Genomic DNA, 20,276 nt, shown 5'->3' on the forward strand with positions numbered 1-20,276 from the left:
GGCCACTCCGGCAGATGAAAGAACTGCTTTTATAGCGCCAATTACCCGGGCGGGAGACCTATAACGCGATTGAGGTCCTGATTTTATAGCTTTATTTCCGGGGGCGATCCGGCATCGGGCCGCCCCGCGCGGATTAATCCAGGTTTTCGCCGTTGGAGGCGATCACCTTTTGATACCAATAAAAAGATTTCTTGCGGGTGCGGTTAAGGGTGCCGCCGCCCGCATCGTCGCGATCCACATAGATAAATCCGTAGCGTTTACCCATTTCGCCGGTGGACGCGGCCACCAGATCGATACAGCCCCAGGGGGTGTAGCCCATCAGCGGCACGCCGTCGCCGATGGCGTCTTTCATGGCCTTGATATGTTCCCTGAAATAGTCGATGCGGTAGTCGTCATTGATTGAGCCGTCCGACTCCACGGTATCCCTGGCTCCCAGGCCGTTTTCCACTAGGAACAGCGGTTTCTGGTAGCGGTCGTAAAGCGTATTCATGGCGATTCTCAGCCCCAGCGGATCGATGCCCCAGCCCCACTCGCTGGCTTTGATATAGGGATTTTTCAGGGATTTCACCACATTGGCGGCGCTGGTATTGTGCTCATTCATATCCGCCGCCGCGCAGCGGGAGGCATAATAGCTAAACGAAACAAAGTCCACGGTGTGCTTGAGGATCTCGCCGTCGCCCGCGTCCATTTGCACATCCACCCCTTTTTCGCGAAACACCCTGGCGGCATAGGAGGGATAAGCGCCCCTGGATTGCACATCGATAAAAAACAAATTTTCCCGATCTTTTTCCAGGGCGGTCCACACATCTTCCGGCTTGCAGGAGTAAGGATAAAAATTGCCGCCGGCCAGCATGCAGCCCACCTGGTTGGCGGGGTTGATCTCATGGGCCCGCTTGGTCACCAGCGCGCTGGCCACCAGCTCATGGTGGGCGGCCTGATATTTAACCTGGTCGGTATTTTCGCCGGCGCGAAATTGCAGTCCCGCGCCGGAAAACGGGCTGTGCAGCAGAATGTTGATCTCGTTGAAAGTCAGCCAATACTTCACCAGCCCGTCAAAGGCGCGAAAACAGGTAGTGGCGTAGCGTTCGAAAAAACCAATCATTTTACGGCTGCGCCAGGAACCATATTCGTTCACCAGATGCAGCGGAACATCGAAGTGGCACAGGGTCACCAGCGGCTCGATACCGTATTTTTTGCACTCGGTGAACAGATTGCGGTAGAAGCGGATACCCGCTTCGTTGGGCTGCGTTTCGTCGCCCCGGGGAAAAATGCGGCTCCAGGCAATGGAGGTGCGGAACACTTTAAACCCCATCTCCGCCAGCAGCGCGATATCTTCTTTATAACGATGGTAAAAATCGATGGCCTGGTGGCTGGGATAAAATTCGCTGTCATCCAGCCCGACATTGGCCACCAGCCCCAGTTTAACCGGCAGGCGGTTCTTGCCGTGGGGGATCACGTCAACGGTGGTCAGTCCCTTGCCGTCCGCCAGATAAGCGCCCTCGGCCTGATTGGCCGCAATGGCCCCGCCCCATAAAAAATCGGCGGGAAAAGTGATATCGGTCATCTGATCTCCTGACCATTCGGTGCTGAAATAATGGTGGCCGGCGCGGCGGGGGCCGCCATGGTCGCCGCTGCCGGCGCCGTGGCCGGTGTAGCGGCCGGCGCCGTGGCCGGTGTAGCGGCCGGTGTAGTATCCGGTGCGGTGTCCGCGTTCGCGGGCGCCACCGGCAGATCCTCGAACCCAAGCAGCAAGGTCAGGATAAAGGATAACACCACCGACAGGATCATCACCCCCACCACCCAAACGATACTCATGGGATTGCCGGCGTCAAAAAACTGCACGCTGGTAAACAGGCCCGGCGAGGCCATGGAATGGCTGGCCAGTCCGCCGACCCCGGCCACCGCGCCGCAGATGAACCCGCTGATCAAACAGGCAATCAGCGGCCGTTTTAACCGGATGGCCACCCCGTAAAGCGCCGGCTCCGAGATGCCGGCCACGATCGCCGACGCGGCGGCGGCCAGCGCCGTTTGCCGCAGTTCGCTGTTTTTGGTCCGGTACGCCACCGCCAGGGAGGCGCCGCCCAGGGATAAATTGGCCCCGATTTCCGAGGGCATTACCATACCCTCTTTACCGGTTTCGGCAATGGTTTGAATAATGGTGGGGGTAAATACCCGGTGCATGCCGGTCATTACCAGCAGCGGCCACAGCCCGCCCATAATGGCCACCGCCAGCCAGCCGAGGCTGTTATGAATGGTATAGACCAGGGTGGAAATGCCGGTACCGATCCAAATGCCCAGCGGGCCGATAATAATAATCGCCACCGGCGCCGCGATCAGCACGATCAGCATCGGTTTAAGGAAGTTCTTGGTGACCGCCGGCGTAATGCGATCGACCCCGCGCTCGATATACGACAAAATCCAGGTCATGCACAGCGCCGGAATTACCGTATAAGTGTATTTTACCGCCGCCACCGGGATCATGGCGAAGCTGACCGGCGTACCCTGCGCGGCCTTGGCCATCAAATCGATAAAGCTAGGGTGAATCAACACCCCGGCGATGGCGATCGCCAGCGACATATTGGTCTTGAATTTGATCGAGGCCGAGGCCGCCACCATCACCGGCAGGAAGAAAAACGCGCCATCGCCGATGGTATTTAAAATAATAAGCGTCGATGAGCCGGGCTCGAATACGCCCAGCATCGCCAGGATCATCGCCAGCAGTTTAACCATCGAACCGCCGATAATCGCCGGGATCAACGGCGACATCGTGCCGATCAGCGCGTCCAGAATGCCGGCGCCAATGCTTTTCAGGGTGATTTTCCGTTTCTTTTTACCTTGGGCAATCAAGCTTTCATCGCCAAAATTACCCAGTTTCAACACTTCCTGATACGCATATGAGACATTATTGCCGATTATCACCTGGCATTTATCGCCGTTACGCACCACGCCCATTACCCCGGAGATAGTCTTGATGGCGGGTTCGTCTATTTTGCTGTCATCTTTTACCACGAACCGCAGCCTGGTCATGCAGTGCGTGACCGCCGCGATATTGGCCACGCCCCCCAGATTGTCTACGATGGCACGTGAAATCGGCGCATAATCTTTTGCCATTTATCGTTTTCCTATCTCAATGTTTTAGTGCCGGCTTAACGGCGTCGTTTACCCGCGGCATTGCTTGAGGGCGCCAGATGTTACGGGTAACGTGGAAGAAGTAACATTCTGTGTATAAGCGCCGCCGCGAACAATACCGGCGCGAATAAGGAGATGGGAAATGCAGATGTGATCACAATAATTATGCTAATAATTAACATTTCGTACATTTTTAATGTGATCAATATCACTTTTTTAACGTAAAAATCCTCCGGTATCGTTTGCTCCGCGGCATGGCCCATGGGATGTGCGCGTCAAGCCGCCGTCTTGATGATAAGGTTAATCAATAAATCCGGGGTATTTTCGCCAGATTTTCCCCGGCCGGAATATTTTACCGCTGGCTTAATAACGACAATATTTCTCCACCGCTCGCTAGAGATAAATACCTTACTTATTGGCTTAAACGACCGGTCATTGGTTATTTAGCGGATAAATCATTACTGCGTCATTTTAACCAAACGGGCGGGATGAAAATTACAAAAATGCGGCTTCAGCCAGCTTTAACGTATAGAGCGGCGCCGGAAAATAATAAACACGGCGATGCTACTGCGCCATTGATAATATTCCGTATTAGGCGTAAAAATTATTTTTTCCTATTATCGGCCGTGATGATGGCTTACTTAAATTATTGCTAACCTACATCTCCAATTAATTACCCGCTAAAACAGCGCATACCGGTAAAGCGTTATATAACTAATTTTACAACGCTTTTTATGCTTTCACGCTCCTTCTTGCCGGTAAGCGCTATAGGATGACTCTATTAATCCGTCGGGCGGAGATCAAGTAATAACGTTGCGAAATCATTTTTTATGAAGTGCCTCGCAGTTTTTAGGGAAAATATATGAATCTTATTTTAGTTAATAACACTTTTCCTTTTTTCACCTATAACAATTAATTTTTTCATTTAACAATTGTGAAAAACATTTGCAACCCGAAAAAATTAATTGATAATACCCATACTAACAACAAGGCATAGACAAAATCACGTTCTGCCTCAATGAAAATAATAGCTAGCCCGGCCAGCCCCTTTATCGCGCCCGCCGGCTGAAAATACGTAAATTATGTGACTGATGTCGTATTCAGGAGTTTCCATGCAATTCACCAGAAGACAATTCTTCAAAGTTTGCGCGGGCGGAATGGCCGGCACCACGGCCGCCGCGCTGGGTTTCGCCCCCGACATCGCGCTGGCCGAAACCCGGCAATATAAGTTATTGCGCTCGCATGAAACCCGTAATAACTGCACCTACTGCTCGGTCGGCTGCGGCATCTTGATGTACAGCCTGGGCGACGGCGCCAAAAACGCGCGCTCGTCCATTTTCCATATCGAGGGCGACCCGGATCATCCGGTCAGCCGGGGATCGTTATGTCCCAAAGGGGCGGGATTAGTGGATTTTATTCACAGCGACCAGCGCCTGTTATACCCCGAATACCGCGCCCCCGGCTCGGATAAGTGGCAGCGTATCAGCTGGGAGGATGCCTATGAGCGTATCGCCCGCCTGATGAAAACCGACCGGGACGCCAATTTCGTCGAGAAAAACGCCGCGGGCGTCACGGTCAACCGCTGGGTGACCACCGGCATGCTCTGCTCGTCGGCCGCGAGCAACGAAACCGGCATGCTGGACCAGCGCGTCGCGCGCGCCCTGGGCATGCTGGCCATCGATACCCAGGCCAGGCTGTGCCACGCCCCCACCGTCTCGGCCCTGTCGCCCACCTTCGGGCGCGGCGCCATGACCAACAACTGGGTGGATATTAAAAACGCCAATGTGGTGATGGTCATGGGCGGCAACCCGGCCGAAGCGCACCCGGTGGGCTTTAAATGGGCGATGGAAGCCAAAGTGAAAAACGGCGCCAAGCTTATCGTGGTCGATCCGCGCTTTAACCGCACCGCGTCGGTGGCCGATCTGTACGCCCCTATCCGGGCCGGGGCGGATATCGCTTTCCTGCTGGGGGTAATCAACTACCTGCTCGGCCATGAAAAAGTGCAGATGGAATATGTTAAATCCTATACCAACGCCAGCCTGCTGGTAAGCCCCGAATACACCTTTGAAGAGGGGCTGTTCAGCGGCTACGACGCCGCCAAACATGCTTACGACAAGACTTCCTGGCACTATCAGCTGGATGAAAACGGCTTTGCCCGCCGGGACCCGACGCTGACCGACCCGTGGTGCGTATGGAATATGCTTAAGCAACACGTCAGCCGCTACACGCCGGAGATGGTAGCGCGCATCTGCGGTACCCCCCAGTCGGCGTTCCTGCAAATTTGCCAGATCCTGGGGGAAACCAGCGCGCCGGATAAAACCGCCACCTTCCTGTATGCCCTGGGCTGGACGCAGCATACCAGCGGCGCGCAGATTATCCGCTGCGCGGGCATGATCCAATTGCTGCTGGGCAATATCGGCATGGCCGGCGGCGGCGTCAACGCGCTGCGCGGCCACTCCAATATCCAGGGCTACACCGATTTAGGACTGCTCTCCCTGCGCCTGCCCGGTTACCTGGATTTGCCTTCGGAAAAACATACCACGCTGGAAGCGTACCTGGCGCAGGCCACGCCTAAAGCATTGCTGCCCGATCAGGTGAACTACTGGAAGAATACCCCCAAATTTTTTGTCAGCCTGATGAAAAGTTTCTACGGCGACCAGGCGACCCGGGACAATAGCTGGGGATACGACTGGTTGCCGAAGTGGGACCAAAGCTATGACGCGCTTAATGTCACCCAGATGATGAGCGAAGGCAAAATCAACGGCTATATAGCCCAGGGCTTTAACCCGGTGGCGGCGTTCGCCGATAAAAACAAGGCTTCCGCGGCGCTGTCGAAGCTCAAATTCCTGGTGATTATCGATCCGCTGGCGACGGAAACGTCCAGTTTCTGGCAACACCACGGCGAATTTAACGATGTCGACCCGGCGGCCATCCAAACCGAAGTGTTCCGCCTGCCCTCCAGCTGCTTTGCCGAGGAGAACGGCACCATCGTCAACTCGGGCCGCTGGCTGCAATGGCATCATAAAGGCGCCGAGCCGCCCGGAGAAGCCCGTAACGACGGGGTAATCCTGGCGGGCATATTCCTGCGCCTGCGGGAGATGTACGCCCGCGAAGGGGGCGCCAATCCGGCGCCGCTGATGAATATGGCCTGGGATTACCGGGTGCCCGAAGATCCGACGCCGGAAGAACTGGCGCAGGAAAGCAACGGCCGCGCCCTGGCGGACCTGCTGGACGACAAGGGGACGGTGATCCTCAAGAAAGGACAGCTGCTCGCCGATTTTTCCCAGTTGCGCGATGACGGCTCCACCGCCAGTTTTTGCTGGATCTTCGCCGGCAGCTGGACCGAGCAGGGCAACCAGATGGCCCGGCGCGACAATAGCGATCCGTCCGGGCTGGGCAGCACGCTGGGCTGGGCCTGGGCCTGGCCGCAAAACCGCCGTATTCTGTATAACCGCGCTTCGGCGGACGCCCAGGGCAATCCGTGGGACCCGAAGCGCGAGCTGATCCGCTGGGACGGCAGCAAATGGAAAGGCATCGATATTCCTGATTACGGCACCGCCGCGCCGGGCACCGATGTCGGCCCGTTTATCATGCAGGCGGAAGGCATGGGCCGCTTCTACGCCATCGATAAACTGGTGGACGGCCCGTTCCCCGAACATTACGAACCGGCGGAATCCCCCATCGGCACCAACCCGCTGCATCCCGGCGTAATCTTTAATCCGGCGGCGCGGCTATTTGAAGCCGATCGCCTGCGCCTGGGCGTCGCCGCCGATTTCCCGTATGTCGCGACCACCTATTCGATAACCGAACTGTTCCGCCACTGGACCAAACACGCCCGCCTCAATGCCATCGCCCAACCCGAGCAATTTATCGAGATAGGCGAACGGCTGGCGGCCAGCAAAGGCATCCGGGCCGGCGATAGCGTCAGGGTCAGCAGTAAACGCGGCTACATCAAAGCCAAGGCCGTGGTCACCAAGCGTATCCGCACCCTGCTGGTGGACGGCCATGAGATCGAGACTATCGGCATCCCCTGCCACTGGGGCTACGAAGGCACCACCAAAAAAGGATTCCTGGCCAATACCCTGACGCCGCACGTCGGCGAGGCCAATAGTCAGACGCCGGAGTACAAGGCGTTCCTGGTCAATGTGGAAAAGGCATAAGGAGCGCAAGCGATGGCCATGCAATCACAGGATATCATCCGTAAATCCGCCACCAATGGTTTCACCCCGGCGCCGCGCGCCCGCGATTTCCAGGAAGAGGTGGCCAAGCTTATCGACGTGACCACCTGCATCGGCTGCAAGGCCTGCCAGGTGGCCTGTTCGGAGTGGAACGATCTGCGCGACGAGGTGGGCATCAACGTGGGGGTCTATGACAATCCCCTCGATCTGAGCGCCAAGTCCTGGACGGTAATGCGCTTTTCCGAGGTGGAGCAGGACGACCGGCTCGAATGGCTGATCCGCAAGGACGGCTGTATGCACTGCGCCGATCCGGGCTGCCTGAAAGCCTGTCCGGCGGAAGGGGCCATTATCCAGTACGCCAACGGCATCGTCGATTTCCAGTCCGAGCACTGCATCGGCTGCGGCTATTGTATCGCCGGCTGTCCGTTCGACATACCGCGCATTAATAAACAGGATAACCGGGCCTATAAATGCACCCTGTGCGTCGATAGGGTCGGGGTCGGCCAGGAGCCGGCCTGCGTGAAAACCTGCCCCACCGGCGCCATTCATTTCGGCACCAAGGCGGAAATGAAGACGCTGGCGGCGGGGCGGGTGGACGAACTCAATAGCCGCGGGTTCAAGAATGCCGGGCTCTACGATCCCGCCGGCGTGGGCGGCACCCATGTGATGTATGTCTTGCAGCACGCGGATCGGCCGCAGCTCTATCACGGCCTGCCGGATAACCCGACCATCAGCCCGACGGTAACGTTTTGGAAGGGGGTATGGAAACCGCTGGCGGCCGTGGGGTTCGCGGCCATTTTCGCCGCCACGGTGTTCCACTATGTGGGCATCGGTCCCAACCGGGCCGATGACGACGATGACGATAGCGATATCGACCAGGGTCCGGATCATCAACAGGAGGATCGTAAATGAAACAGCGGCGGATTGTGCGTTACAGCGCGCCGGAACGAATCAACCACTGGATCGTGGCGTTCTGCTTTGTGCTGGTTTCCCTCAGCGGCCTGGGATTTTTCTTCCCCTCTTTTAACTGGCTAATGAATATCTTCGGCACCCCGCAGCTGGCGCGCATCCTGCACCCGTTTGCCGGAGTGGTGATGTTTTGCGCGTTTATGCTGATGTTCCTGCGCTATTGGCGGCACAACCTGATCGACCGCGACGATATTTATTGGGCCAAAAATATCTACAAAATCGCGCAAAACCAGGAAGTGGGCGACACCGGACGCTATAACTTCGGTCAAAAATGTGTCTTTTGGGCGGCGATTATTTGTTTGCTGTTATTGCTGGCCACCGGCGTCATGATCTGGCGGCCCTGGTTCGCCGGCTACTTCCCCATCCCGCTGATCCGCCTCGCCCTATTGGTGCATTCGGTGTCGGCGGTGGGGCTGATTATGGTGATCATGGTGCATATCTATGCGGCCCTGTGGGTCAAGGGCACCATTACCGCCATGGTTGAAGGCTGGGTGCCGGCGGCCTGGGCCAAAAAACACCATCCGCGCTGGTATCGCGAACTGTGCGAAAAAAACGCCCTGCCGGCGGAAAACCGTAAGGACAGGAGCTAATGGCGATCCGGATTATTCCCGAAGCGCAGCTGGCCGCATGGCCGCTAGACGCCGTATCGGCCATCCAGCCCCTGCTGCGGGCCGACTTGCCCCGGCTTTACCAGCGCCGGGCCGACCGGCTGCGGCAGTTGGCGGCGGGCCACCCGTTTGGGGACTATTTAACGTTTGCCGCCGGCGTGGTGAGCGCCCAGCTGCGGGTCTTGCATGCCATGCCGCTGGACGCGGATGCCGGCCTGCCGGCCGCCGAAGATGGCGCGCCGCCCCTGGCCGCCGCCGCGCTGCGCCGCGCCCCCCAGTGGCGGCGGATGCTGCGCCGATTGGTCGCCGAACTGCGCCCGGAAGCCTCCCCCACCGTGCGCCAGGCCCTTGATAGCCTGGCGGCGTTAACCGACGATGAGCTGGAGAACCGGGCGCAGTCGCTGCTGGACGGCGATTTGGCGGCGGTGGGCAGCGACCTGGCCGTGTTCTTGTGGGCGGCGCTGTCCTTGTACTGGGCTCAAATGGCGGCCCGGGTGCGCGGCCAGGCCCGCGCCGACGGCGGGCAGCGGCAATTTTGCCCGATTTGCGGCAGCGCGCCGGTGGCCAGCGTAATCCAGGGCAAAGGCACCGTGCCCGGACTGCGCTACCTGCACTGCGCGCTATGCGAAAGCGAATGGCATATGGTGCGGGCGGTATGCAGCAACTGCGAGCAAAGCGACGATCTGGTCTATTGGTCCCTGGACGATCGGCAGGCGGCGGTGAAAGCGGAGAGCTGCGGCCATTGCGACAGCTATCTTAAAATCCTGTTTCAGGACCGGGACGCGGCGGTGGATGCCGTGGCCGATGATTTGGCGTCGATTATCCTGGACGCCAAACTGGAGGCGCAGGGATTTAGCCGCAGCAGTATCAATCCGTTTTTATTCCCCGCCGGTTAAGCGCGCCGCCGCCGTCCCCCGCCGCGCCGTGGGGGCCGGCGGCGCCGGGTTGCGTACGCCACGCAACTGTCATATTGGTGCTATAAAACCGTCATTTTCCCTCCCTATGCTGATTCCAGTTGTTCATCGCCCGGTTTCGTATCGCCCGTTTCTTATCGTCCATGGATAGATAGCCGACATCATCATATGACCTATTTAGCGCTGCACTCGATTACCAAGGCCTGGGGCACTAAACGGGCTTTGGACGACATCAGCTTCACCGTCGCGGAAGGGGATTTCGTCGCCTTGCTGGGGCCGTCCGGGTGCGGCAAAACCACCCTGCTGCGCATTATCGCCGGCCTGGAACAGGCCGACAGCGGACTGCTGGAGATACAGCGGGCGGACGTAACCGACCTGCCGCCATCGCGGCGCCGCCTCGCCATGGTGTTTCAGTCCTATGCGCTGTTCCCCCATCTGAGCGTGCGGGAAAACCTGCTGTTCGGGCTGCGGGCCCGGGGGGAAGATAAACGCGGCTTCGCGGCGCGGCTGGCGGAAGTGAGCGCCCTGATGGAGCTTGATACGCTGCTCGATCGGCTGCCGGCCCTGCTGTCCGGCGGGCAGCAGCAGCGGGTGGCGTTGGGACGGGCGGTGATAGCCAATCACAAGCTGTGCCTGATGGACGAGCCGCTGTCCAACCTGGATGCCAAGCTGCGCCAGAGTATGCGGCGCGAGATTTGCGCGCTGCAAAAAAAACTCGGCCTGACCATGATCTATGTTACCCACGATCAAACCGAAGCCATGAGCATGGCGGACCGGATTATTTTGTTGCGGGACGGCCGCATCGTGCAGCAGGGCACGCCGGACAATTTATATAACTGCCCGGCGGATATTTTTACCGCGCAGTTTATCGGTTCACCGTCGATGAATATTATTCCGCTCTTCCAGCAGGGCGGATTTATCCCGGCGCCCGGCGATGCGCCGCACGCGCCGGCGCAGCTCTGCCTGGGCATCCGGGCCGAGGATATTACCATCACCCCCGCGGACCGGGGCATGCTGGCCTGCCAAATCGTCAATTATGAATATATGGGCGCGTATACCCTGATGATCTGCGCGCTACCGGGCATGGCGGACACCATCACCATCAAGGTGGCGGGCATGAAGCGCTTTACCCCGCGCGATACGATTGGCCTGAGCTGGCCCGCGGCGGCGCAGTACCTATTTTCGGCGTCCACCGGCAAACGATTGCCGGCCGGGGATCGGCCGGACCGGCAGGCTGGATACCTTGAACGTTTTTCGGCGGGTTAAGCGCGACTGCGCCGCCGCCCGGCATGGCGCGTTTACCCTTTCCATTACCTCTGATGTCAAAGGAAAAAACATGGCTCTCGTTATCCGTTTGTCCCGGCGGCTCACCGCCGCGGCCGTGGTGCTGGCGATCCTGTCCACGCAGGCCCTGGCCAATGATCCCGTGCGGCTGCAAATGTACTACCCCATCGCCGTCGGGGGAAAAGTGAGCCATACCGTCGAGGAATTGGTGGGCGATTTTGAGAAAGTATATCCCGATATCAGCATCCAGCCCGTCTATACCGGCGACTACGCCACGACGGTGACCAAGGCCCTGACCGCTTTTCGCGGCGGCAACGCGCCGCAGATCGCGGTGATTGGCGATATCGAAGTTTACTCCCTGATCGATGCCGGCGCGATTATGCCGGTAAGCGACCTGGTGAACGACGAGGCGGGTAAAACCTGGCTGAACGGTTTTTATCCGGCGTTTATCCGCAAGATCGACAATAAGATCTGGAGCATACCCTTCCAGCGTTCCACCGTGGTGCTGTACTGGAATAAACAGGCCTTCCAGGCCGCCGGCCTGGATGCGGACACCCCGCCGGCCAATTGGCAGCAAGTGGTGGATTTCGGCCAAAAACTGGTGGTGCGCGGCGGCGGCGAGGTGAAGCAATGGGGCATTGAAATCCCCTCCACTCCCAATGGCTACTGGAATTTCCAGGGCATCGCGGCCACGAACGGCAGCCGGCTGGATAATGGCCAGGGCACCGCGGTGAATTTTAATACCCCCGCCAATGTCGAAGCCCTGACCTGGTTGACCGATCTGGCGCAAAAATATGCCGTATCCCCCAAGGGCGCCATCGCCTGGGGCACCACGCCGCAGGATTTTATTGACGGCAAGACCGCCATGATGGTGACCACCACCGGCAACCTGGCGACGGTACGCGACAATGCCAAATTCCCGTTCGGCATCGCCATGCTGCCGGAAAAAACCCAGCGCGGCAGCCCCACCGGCGGCGGCAATCTCTATCTGTTTAAAAATACCACGCCGGAACAGCAGCAGGCGGCCATCACCTTTATGCGCTGGGTATCGGCGCCCGAACAGGCCGCCAGATGGAGCATTGCCACCGGTTATGTAGCCACCTCCCCCGCCGCCTGGGAAACTCCTGCAATGAAAGCCTATGCCGTTAAAGTGCCGCAGGCCCTGGTGGCGCGCGAGCAGCTTGACTACTCCCAGCCCGAACTCTCCACGTACAACAGCGTGCAAATCCAGGATCTGTTAAACCGCGCGGTGGAATCGGCGGTAACCGGGGGTAAAACCCCGCAAGAGGGCCTGGCTGCCGCCCAGCAGCAGGCCGATCGTCTGTTAAAACGCTACCAATAGGCGGACGGCGATGGCACTTTGGCCGATATCAGGCGGCGTAGCCGGCCGCGTTTCCCGGCGCGCCTGGCGTAATGGCGGCATCAACCGGCAGCTCTATGGTTATCTGCTACTGCTGCCGGCGGGGGCGTTTTTGCTGGCGTTTACCCATTATCCGGCCGTGGCGACCCTGTGGCAGAGCGTATTCAGCGCCGGGCGCAACGGCGCGCCGGACCCTTTCGCCGGCCTGGATAACTACCGGGCGCTGCTTGATGACGACACTTTTATGCTGGCCCTGCGCAACAACCTGCTCTACGCGGCCGTTACCATCCCCCTGGCGGTCGGCCTGGCCCTGCTGATGGCCCTGGCGGTTAATCGCCGCCTGCGCGGCGGCGCCATGGCGCGCGCCGCTTTTTTTATTCCCTCGCTGCTGCCCATGGTGGCCATCGCCAATTTATGGCTATTTTTCTATAGCCCGCAAATCGGCCTGCTTAATCAGTTTCTCGCCTGGTTTTCGCTGCCGGCGGTCAATTGGCTGGGGAACCCCGATACCGCGCTTTATTGTCTGATGGCGGTATCGGTCTGGCGCGAAGCGGGATTTTTTATGATTTTTTATTTGGCGGCGCTGCAACAAATCGACCCGCGCCTGGGGGAGGCCGCCGATATCGAAGGGGCATCGCGGTGCTACTTCTTCCGGCGGATTCAATGGCCGCTGTTGATGCCCACCACGCTGTTTATCTTAATCAATGCGTCGATGAACGCGTTTCGCATCGTCGATCAGGTAGTGACCATGACCAACGGCGGCCCGGACAACAGCACGCATTTATTGCTGTTTTATATTTACCGCACGGCGTTCAGCTATTGGGATCTGCATTATGCGGCCGCCATGACGTCGGTGTTGCTGGCGATCCTGGCGGCCATCGCGCTGATAAAATTCACCCTGCTGGACAAACGGACGTTTTATCAATGAATCCTACCCTGGATCTGACCGCCGTAACGCGTACCGCCAGGCGTGGCCGCTGGGTCTGGACCCTGGCGACCTGGGCCGGGGCGTTGGTATGGGTATTGCCGATCCTGGTATCCCTATGGGTCGCCGTCCACCCCGCCGCTGAGCAAGGCAGTTTCACCCTGTTCTCGCCGCTGACCGGCCGCAATTTTATCCAGGCCTGGCAGGCCGCGCCTTTCGGACGCTACTTTATCAATACCATCGCCCTGGTATTGATGATCGTGGTATGCCAGTTGATCCTGGCGACGCTGGCGGCCTATGCGCTGGTGCGCTTTCGCCTGAAGGGGGCGGGAGTGATTTTTTCGCTGATCCTGCTGCAACTGATGATTAGCCCGGACGTCCTGATCCTGAATAATTACCAGACCATCGGGGCGCTGGGACTGCGCGATACGCTTCTGGGCATCGCTTTGCCCTATTTCGCGTCAGCCTTTGCCATCTTCTTGCTGCGCCAGACCTTTAAAAGCATCCCGCTCGTGCTGGAAGAGGCGGCGATTATCGAGGGGGCCAGCCGCGCTTATATCCTGTGGCGGATCTATATACCGCTGGCGAAACCGGTTTATATTGCCTTTACCCTGGTCTCTATCAGCTTTCACTGGAACGACTTCCTGTGGCCGCTGGTGATTACCGATTCGGTGCGGGTTCGTCCGCTGACGGTAGGGTTGCAGCTGTTTTCCGCGCCGGAACAGGGCGTGCAGTGGGCATTGATCAGCGCCGCCACCCTGATGACCTCCCTGCCCTTGCTGGGCCTGTTCCTGCTTTTCCAGCGCCGGTTCGTGCAATCCTTTATGCGCGCCGGCATTCGTTAACGCCATTCGGAGCCCGATTAATGATCCCCTCACTGATGCCCGCGCAGCGGCTTGCGCTGGGCGAGGTAAGCGAATTTTACCGCGTACCGGCGATCGCCGGCGGCAACCAGCCCCGGCGGGTGCGTTTCGGGCTGCTGGCCGATCCGCAATATGCCGACGCCGAACCCGATGCGCGCAATAACCGCCACTATCGCCGCAGCCTGGACAAACTCGCCGACGCCGTGGCCGAGCTTAACCGGCGCGATCTGGATTTTGTCGTCACGCTCGGGGATCTGGTGGACCGGGATTGGTCGGCTTTCGCCGACATTTTGCCGCTGTATCGCCAACTGCGGCATCCCCATCTGACGGTAATGGGCAATCATGACGCGGATGTTGTCTCGCGCCATCTTTACGCCCAGCGGCCCCCGCTGGGCCTGCCCAAACACTATTTCCAGTTCGCCGTGGCCGGCTATCGCTTTATCGCCATCGACGGCAACGACCTCAGCTTGTACTGCAACCCGGCCAACGGCGACGAATACCAGCAGGCGCAGCGTATGCTGGCCGAGACGCTGGCCGCGGGCCAACCCCAGGCGCAGCCCTGGAACGGCGCGCTGGGCGCTGCGCAGCTGCGCTGGCTGGAGCAGGCGCTGCAAGGAGCCGCCGACCGGCAGGAGATCATTATCGTATTGGGGCATTATCCCCTGGCGCCGCGGAACAAACATAATCTGTGGAATAATGAGCCGGTGGTGCAGTTGCTGCGCCGCTATCGGGCGCGCGCGTATTTTGGCGGCCATCAGCACGGGGGAGGCTACCAGCGCATCGACCATACCGATTTCATCACGCTCAAAGGCATGGTGGACGGCGCCGACGGGGTACCGTTCGCGGTGGCGGAACTCAGCGGCGCCGAACTTATCCTCACCGGTTTCGGGCCGCAGGAGAGCCTGGCGCTGAAATAACCCGCGCGGGTTGGCGAAAGCGTGCTCTGGATTGATTTTTCCCTCTGGTTTATCCCTCCCCAGACGAGTAATGTTAAAACATTCAATTATTCGCACGGGAGAATACAAGACATGACGGGAAAAAAAGCCACGCTCACGCTCGACCAGCACCAAGCCGTGGAACTGGATCTGCATCCGGCGACGGTAGGCCCCGCCGCCGTGGATATCCGGCCGTTCGCCGCGCAAGAGCTGTATACCTTTGATCCGGGATTCGCCAATACCGCGAGCTGCGAATCCGCCATCACCTATATTGACGGGCGCAACAGCGTATTGCTGCACCGCGGCTTTCCGGTCGATCAACTGGCGGAGCGCTGCTCCTTCCCCGAGGTCTGTTATATCCTGCTGCACGGCGACGCCCCCTCCCGTGAAGAGTACGACCGTTTCACCGATGCGATCACCCGCCACACGCTGATTAACCAGCAAATGACCCGGATGCTCAGCGGATTTCGCCGCGACTCCCATCCCATGGCGCTGATGTGCGCGGTGGTGGGCGCCCTGGCGGCGTTTTATCACGATGCGCTGCACGTGGATAACGCCGAGCACCGGGAGCTGGCGGCGGTCAGGCTGCTATCAAAAATGCCCACCGTGGCGGCCATGTGTTATAAATACTCCATTGAGCAGCCGTCGGTCTATCCGCGCAATTCGCTCTCCTATGCCGGTAATTTCCTGCATATGCTGTTTGCGATCCCGGCGGAAAAATACGAAGTCAACCCGGTGCTGGAACGCGCCATGAATCGCATCCTGATTTTGCATGCCGATCACGGACAATGCCCGTCCACCACCACGGTCAGGACCGCCGGGTCCTCCGGCGCCAATCCGTTCGCCTGCATCGCCGCCGGCCTGGCGTCCATGTGGGGTCCGAAGCACGGCGGGGCCAACGAGGCCTGCATGCTGATGCTCGAAGAGATCAGCACCGTCGATCGCATCCCGGCCTTTGTCAACCGGGTCAAGGACCGCCACGACTCGTTCCGCCTGCTGGGGTTCGGCAATTCCGTGTACCATCATGTCGATCCGCGCGCGGCCATCCTGCGCAAGACCTGCCACGAGGTGCTCAACGAGCTGGGCATGGAAAACAACCTGCTGAAGGTGGCCCTGGAGCTGGAGCATATCGCGCTGACCGACCCGTATTTCCTGGAGAATAAGCTCTACCCCAGCGTGGATTTCTACACCGCGCTGATTCTCAAGGCCATGGGGTTGCCGCCGTCCATGTTTACGGTCATCTCCGCCGTCGGGCGCACCATCGGCTGGATCGCCCATTGGAACGAAATGCACACCCAGCAATTGAAGATTTGCCGCCCGCGCCAGGTCTATACCGGCAAGGCGCGGCGCGATTTCACCTCGAACCTTTAGCGCCGAACCTTTAGCGCCGGGCGCGCCGGCCCCCGGTCGATCGACGGCTACGGAGAACCATCAATCTGTCTGATATCATGAATACCGAGCAGCGGCAGGCGGTGTCCACCACCGAGGGACCGCTGCGCGTCATCGCCGGCGCGGGCACCGGAAAAACCCGCACGCTGACGCTGCGCTACTGCTATCTGGTCTCACAGTTGGGCATCGCGCCCAGAAATATTATGTGCGTGACCTTTACCAACCGGGCGGCCAATGAAATGAAGCGCCGCGTACGCGCCGTGCTGGGGGACCGGGATCTGGGCATGATTTGCACTTTCCATGCCTTTTGCGTGCAGTTGCTCAAGGAAGAGATTCATCTGCTGCATTATCCGCGCAATTTTATCATTCTGGATATGGAGGATTTAAAACAGATCCTGTTGAAAATATTTGGCGATATGGGCCTGACGCTGCGCGATACCACCATCAAACGCACCCTGGACGAGGTGCTCGAAGCCAAAAAGCTGCACGCCGCCACCTATATCGACGACATCTACCAGCTCGACAACGAACAGCTCAAAGCCCGCTTCGCCACCGCCCGCGACCGGGACGAGGAAATCTTTCTGCGCTATATCTACGAGCAGAAGAAATGTTTTGGCTGCGACTTCAACGATCTGATCAATTTCGCCACCTGGATTTTGACCAAATTTCCCGCGGTGCTGCAAAAATGGCAGGATCGCATGCAGTACGTGATGGTGGATGAATTCCAGGATGTCAGCAAAAAGCAGTATCAGCTGGCCCGCCTGCTGTCGGGCAAACACGGCAATTTGTTTATCGTCGGCGACCCCGATCAGACCATCTATTCCTGGCGCGGGTCCCACCTGCGGCTGTTTTTGGATTTCGATCGGGTTTACCCCGCCGCCAAGACCATCGCGTTGACCACCAACTACCGTTCCACCCCGGAAATCCTGATCGCATCCAATTGCCTGATAGAAAAAAACGAGGTACGGTTTCCCAAAACCCTCCAGGCGGTGAAACCGCCCGGCGGGAAACCGCGCTATTTCCATGCCAAAAACGATAAGCTGGAAGCGGACTGGATTGTCGACCAGATTGGCCGCCTGCGTGAAAGCGGCGTGCCGGCGGATCGTATCGCCGTGATTTACCGCGCGCATTACCTGACCCGCGCGCTGGAAGAGCGGTTTATCGAACGCGGCGTGCCCTATAAAATCTTCAGCGGCATCGAATTTTACGGCCGCCGGGAGATCAAGGATGTTATCTGCTATTTGCGCATGGTGACCGCCGGCGACGACGTGGCGTTTTTGCGCACCGTTAACGTGCCGGCGCGCAAATTCGGCAAAAAACGCCTGGATGCGCTGAGCGCTTATGCCGGGCAGCGCAATCTCCCGTTGTACCAGGCGCTGAAGGAAAACCTGGACTCCGATCTGCTCAAAGGCACCCAGGTCAGGCGTTACGTGGACGCCATAGAATATGTGCGCGGGCAGCGCGCCGGCATGACCCTGGGCAACGCCATGCAGAGCCTGCTGGATTTAAGCGGTTACGAAGCCTTTTTGCGCCTGCAGGGCGACCAGGAGCGCCTGGATAACGTGGCGGAACTTAAACGCACGGTACAAAACGAGGACGATGATGGGGACGCCACCCTGGAGGATTTTCTCGCCAGGATCGCCCTTTTCACCCGTTTGGACCATGACGAACCCGCCGCGGCGGTTAAACTATTGACCATCCACGGCGCCAAAGGCATGGAGTTTCCGTATGTGTTTATCTGCGGGATGAACGAAGGGGTATTTCCCAGCCGCAAAATCGGCTCCGCCGAAGAGATGGAAGAAGAACGCCGCCTGGCCTACGTGGCGATGACGCGCGCCATGGACGGGCTGTATCTCAGCGATTCCGAGGGCGTGGCCAACGACGGGCTGGTGAAATATCCGTCGCGCTTTATTTTCGATGCGGGCAGCGACCATATCGCGTTCGAGACGCCGCTGCCCGATGAGATGATCATGGGCGCCAGGCGGGCGGCCGCGGACCGCGATGCGGCCTTTACCGACATTGAATCACGGTTTCAGCCCGGGGATCGCGTGAGCCACCCGGTTTTTGGCAGCGGCACTATCCAGGCGGTGCATGGGCATGAAAGCGCGTATGCGGTGAAATTCGACGGGCTGCCCACCGAACGCAATATGCAGTTCAGCGCGCCCCTGAGCGCCATGGAATAACGCGCAGCAGGTTATTGCCGCGCCGGCCGCGTCCCGCGGCGGGCAAATGGTCTAGGCTATCTTGTTAGCCTTGAATTAGCCCTGGAACCCTCTTTAAGGAAGGAGATTTTTGTTGGAAAAATGTGCTGATATGTTTCCACAACGCCATATTCAACCGGTGGCGGACGACGAACGGGTCTGGAACTGGGCGCAAAATGCCACCCTCGGCGCGCGGCGGCAGGTGCGCAGGCCCGCGGAGCGGGCACAGCTGCAGGCGCTGGTGGCCGGGCATCCCGGTAAAATCACGATGATGGGCAGCCGGCTTTCGCCGGGCGAGCTGATGCGCACCGACGGCCCCGATGAACTCCTGCTGGACGTCGGCGCCCTGAGCGGCGTGATAACCTCCACCGCCGACACCGTGACCTTCGCCGCCGGCACCCCGCTCCAGCAGGTCTACCAGACCCTGACGGAAATGGGACGCATGTTGCCCGCCTCGCCCGGCGTCATCGCGCTGCAAACCCTGGCGGGCGCCATGGCCACCGGTACCCACGGCCAGGGGTTGGGGCAAAGTTCCATCGCCGACGAAGCGGTGCTGATCCGCATGATCCTGGCCGACGGCAGTACGGCGGAGTTCGATCGCCATCATCCCTGGTTCGGCGCCATCCAGCTGGCCCTGGGCACGCTGGGGATCTTAACCGAAGTGACGCTGAGAACCCTGCCCGCGCGCATTTTTACCTGCGTTAAAAGCGCCGTCAAGGATACGGATCTTGAGTCGTCCCTGTATGACTGGAACGAAAATTTCCCCTTCAGCAAGGCCTGGTGGTTTCCGGAAGAGCACCAGGTCCACGTCTGGTGCGCGGGGGAGGCCACGCCCGCCGAAGCCGAGCGATACCGCTTGAATAACCGGCAACCCCTGTCGCAGTCCGCCGGCGATAAGTCGATGAATGCCACGGTGGATCGCACCCTGGTGCATATGCAAAACGATATCCGCAGCGCCAAGGGGGACAAACCGTTTAAAACCGTCGAGCGCTTTAAAGATTTCTCCGACGTGACCGGGGATATCTACCAGCTGTTTTGCCGGGGTATCGCCACGCCGCAAATCAATATCGAAATCGGCATTCCCCTGCGGCGCGCCGGCGAGATGATCCGCAAGATAAAAACCTGGTATGCCGCTACCCATCCGCATATGCATTACCCCATTATTCTGCGCTGCACCGGCCCTTCGTCCGCCTGGCTCAGCCCGGCGTACGGCGAAGCCACCTGCTTTTTCGGTTTTGTGGTCTATTACGGCGCGGACGGCACGCTCTCTCCGGAGGGCGTGCGGTTCCTCGCCGATGTGGAGGCCATGCTGGCCAGTGAAGGGGGACGGCCGCACTGGGGGAAATATTTTAACCCCGACCTCTATCACTGGCGCGACATCTATCCGCAGTGGCAAGCCTTCGGGGATGCGCGCGCGGCCCTGGACCCCGCCGGCAAATTCGCCAACGCGTTCACCACGGCGCTATTTGGCTGAGACCTTCGCTGATACGCTCGCTGAAGCGGCGCCGACACAGGAGATAC

At 59.1% G+C, this 20,276-nt stretch carries 14 protein-coding genes; 12 read left to right on the forward strand and 2 right to left on the reverse strand.

What is annotated here, in order from left to right; translation table 11 throughout:
* Nucleotides 1-133: 133 nt before the first annotated feature.
* Entirely contained in the window at nucleotides 134-1,564 is a 1,431-nt protein-coding gene (locus tag ACL2XP_RS16965) for a 6-phospho-beta-glucosidase (RefSeq protein WP_413734064.1), read from the reverse strand.
* The gene (gene ascF / locus ACL2XP_RS16970; RefSeq protein ID WP_413734066.1) at nucleotides 1,561-3,111 is read right to left on the reverse strand and encodes a PTS cellobiose/arbutin/salicin transporter subunit IIBC; all 1,551 of its coding nucleotides are present in this window, start codon (nucleotides 3,109-3,111) and stop codon (nucleotides 1,561-1,563) included. The genes ACL2XP_RS16965 and ascF overlap by 4 nt, the downstream gene beginning before the upstream one ends.
* Nucleotides 3,112-4,241: 1,130 nt before the next feature.
* Between ascF and fdnG the strand changes: the two genes are divergently transcribed.
* The 12 genes from fdnG to ACL2XP_RS17030 all read left to right on the forward strand — a co-directional run bounded on the left by fdnG (nucleotide 4,242) and on the right by ACL2XP_RS17030 (nucleotide 20,229).
* Nucleotides 4,242-7,289 (forward strand): formate dehydrogenase-N subunit alpha, encoded by a 3,048-nt coding sequence (gene fdnG / locus ACL2XP_RS16975; protein WP_413734067.1) that lies wholly within the window; start codon nucleotides 4,242-4,244, stop codon nucleotides 7,287-7,289.
* A 12-nt stretch (nucleotides 7,290-7,301) separates the two neighbouring features.
* Complete coding sequence (gene fdxH / locus ACL2XP_RS16980) at nucleotides 7,302-8,219, forward strand: formate dehydrogenase subunit beta (protein ID WP_413734069.1); 918 nt, start codon at nucleotides 7,302-7,304, stop codon at nucleotides 8,217-8,219.
* Nucleotides 8,216-8,866 carry a formate dehydrogenase cytochrome b556 subunit gene (gene fdoI, locus ACL2XP_RS16985; protein ID WP_413734070.1) on the forward strand — a complete coding sequence of 217 codons (651 nt, stop codon included), beginning with the start codon at nucleotides 8,216-8,218 and terminating at the stop codon, nucleotides 8,864-8,866. Before fdxH ends, fdoI begins: the two co-directional genes overlap by 4 nt.
* On the forward strand, nucleotides 8,866-9,780 hold the full coding sequence (gene fdhE, locus ACL2XP_RS16990) for a formate dehydrogenase accessory protein FdhE (protein WP_413734071.1): 915 nt from the start codon (nucleotides 8,866-8,868) through the stop codon (nucleotides 9,778-9,780). The genes fdoI and fdhE overlap by 1 nt, the downstream gene beginning before the upstream one ends.
* A 186-nt stretch (nucleotides 9,781-9,966) precedes the next feature.
* Nucleotides 9,967-11,064: an ABC transporter ATP-binding protein gene (locus tag ACL2XP_RS16995; RefSeq protein ID WP_413734072.1), complete on the forward strand. Its 1,098-nt coding sequence runs from the start codon at nucleotides 9,967-9,969 to the stop codon at nucleotides 11,062-11,064.
* A gap of 70 nt (nucleotides 11,065-11,134) precedes the next feature.
* Nucleotides 11,135-12,424 (forward strand): ABC transporter substrate-binding protein, encoded by a 1,290-nt coding sequence (locus tag ACL2XP_RS17000; protein ID WP_413734073.1) that lies wholly within the window; start codon nucleotides 11,135-11,137, stop codon nucleotides 12,422-12,424.
* Between the two features lie 10 nt (nucleotides 12,425-12,434).
* Nucleotides 12,435-13,370 (forward strand): carbohydrate ABC transporter permease, encoded by a 936-nt coding sequence (locus ACL2XP_RS17005; RefSeq protein ID WP_413734074.1) that lies wholly within the window; start codon nucleotides 12,435-12,437, stop codon nucleotides 13,368-13,370.
* Nucleotides 13,367-14,212: a carbohydrate ABC transporter permease gene (locus ACL2XP_RS17010; RefSeq protein WP_413734075.1), complete on the forward strand. Its 846-nt coding sequence runs from the start codon at nucleotides 13,367-13,369 to the stop codon at nucleotides 14,210-14,212. Before ACL2XP_RS17005 ends, ACL2XP_RS17010 begins: the two co-directional genes overlap by 4 nt.
* Nucleotides 14,213-14,232: 20 nt before the next feature.
* Nucleotides 14,233-15,147 carry a metallophosphoesterase gene (locus ACL2XP_RS17015; protein WP_413734076.1) on the forward strand — a complete coding sequence of 305 codons (915 nt, stop codon included), beginning with the start codon at nucleotides 14,233-14,235 and terminating at the stop codon, nucleotides 15,145-15,147.
* Nucleotides 15,148-15,258: 111 nt separating this feature from the next.
* A complete protein-coding gene (locus tag ACL2XP_RS17020; protein ID WP_413734077.1) occupies nucleotides 15,259-16,536 on the forward strand; it encodes a citrate synthase in 1,278 nt (425 codons plus the stop codon).
* 77 nt (nucleotides 16,537-16,613) lie between these two features.
* On the forward strand, nucleotides 16,614-18,737 hold the full coding sequence (locus tag ACL2XP_RS17025; protein ID WP_413734078.1) for an ATP-dependent helicase: 2,124 nt from the start codon (nucleotides 16,614-16,616) through the stop codon (nucleotides 18,735-18,737).
* Nucleotides 18,738-18,849: 112 nt separating this feature from the next.
* On the forward strand, nucleotides 18,850-20,229 hold the full coding sequence (locus ACL2XP_RS17030) for a D-arabinono-1,4-lactone oxidase (RefSeq protein WP_413734079.1): 1,380 nt from the start codon (nucleotides 18,850-18,852) through the stop codon (nucleotides 20,227-20,229).
* Nucleotides 20,230-20,276: the final 47 nt, after the last annotated feature.

It is taken from the genome of Sodalis sp. RH21, assembly GCF_047324175.1.
Classification (GTDB): Bacteria; Pseudomonadota; Gammaproteobacteria; order Enterobacterales; family Enterobacteriaceae; genus Acerihabitans.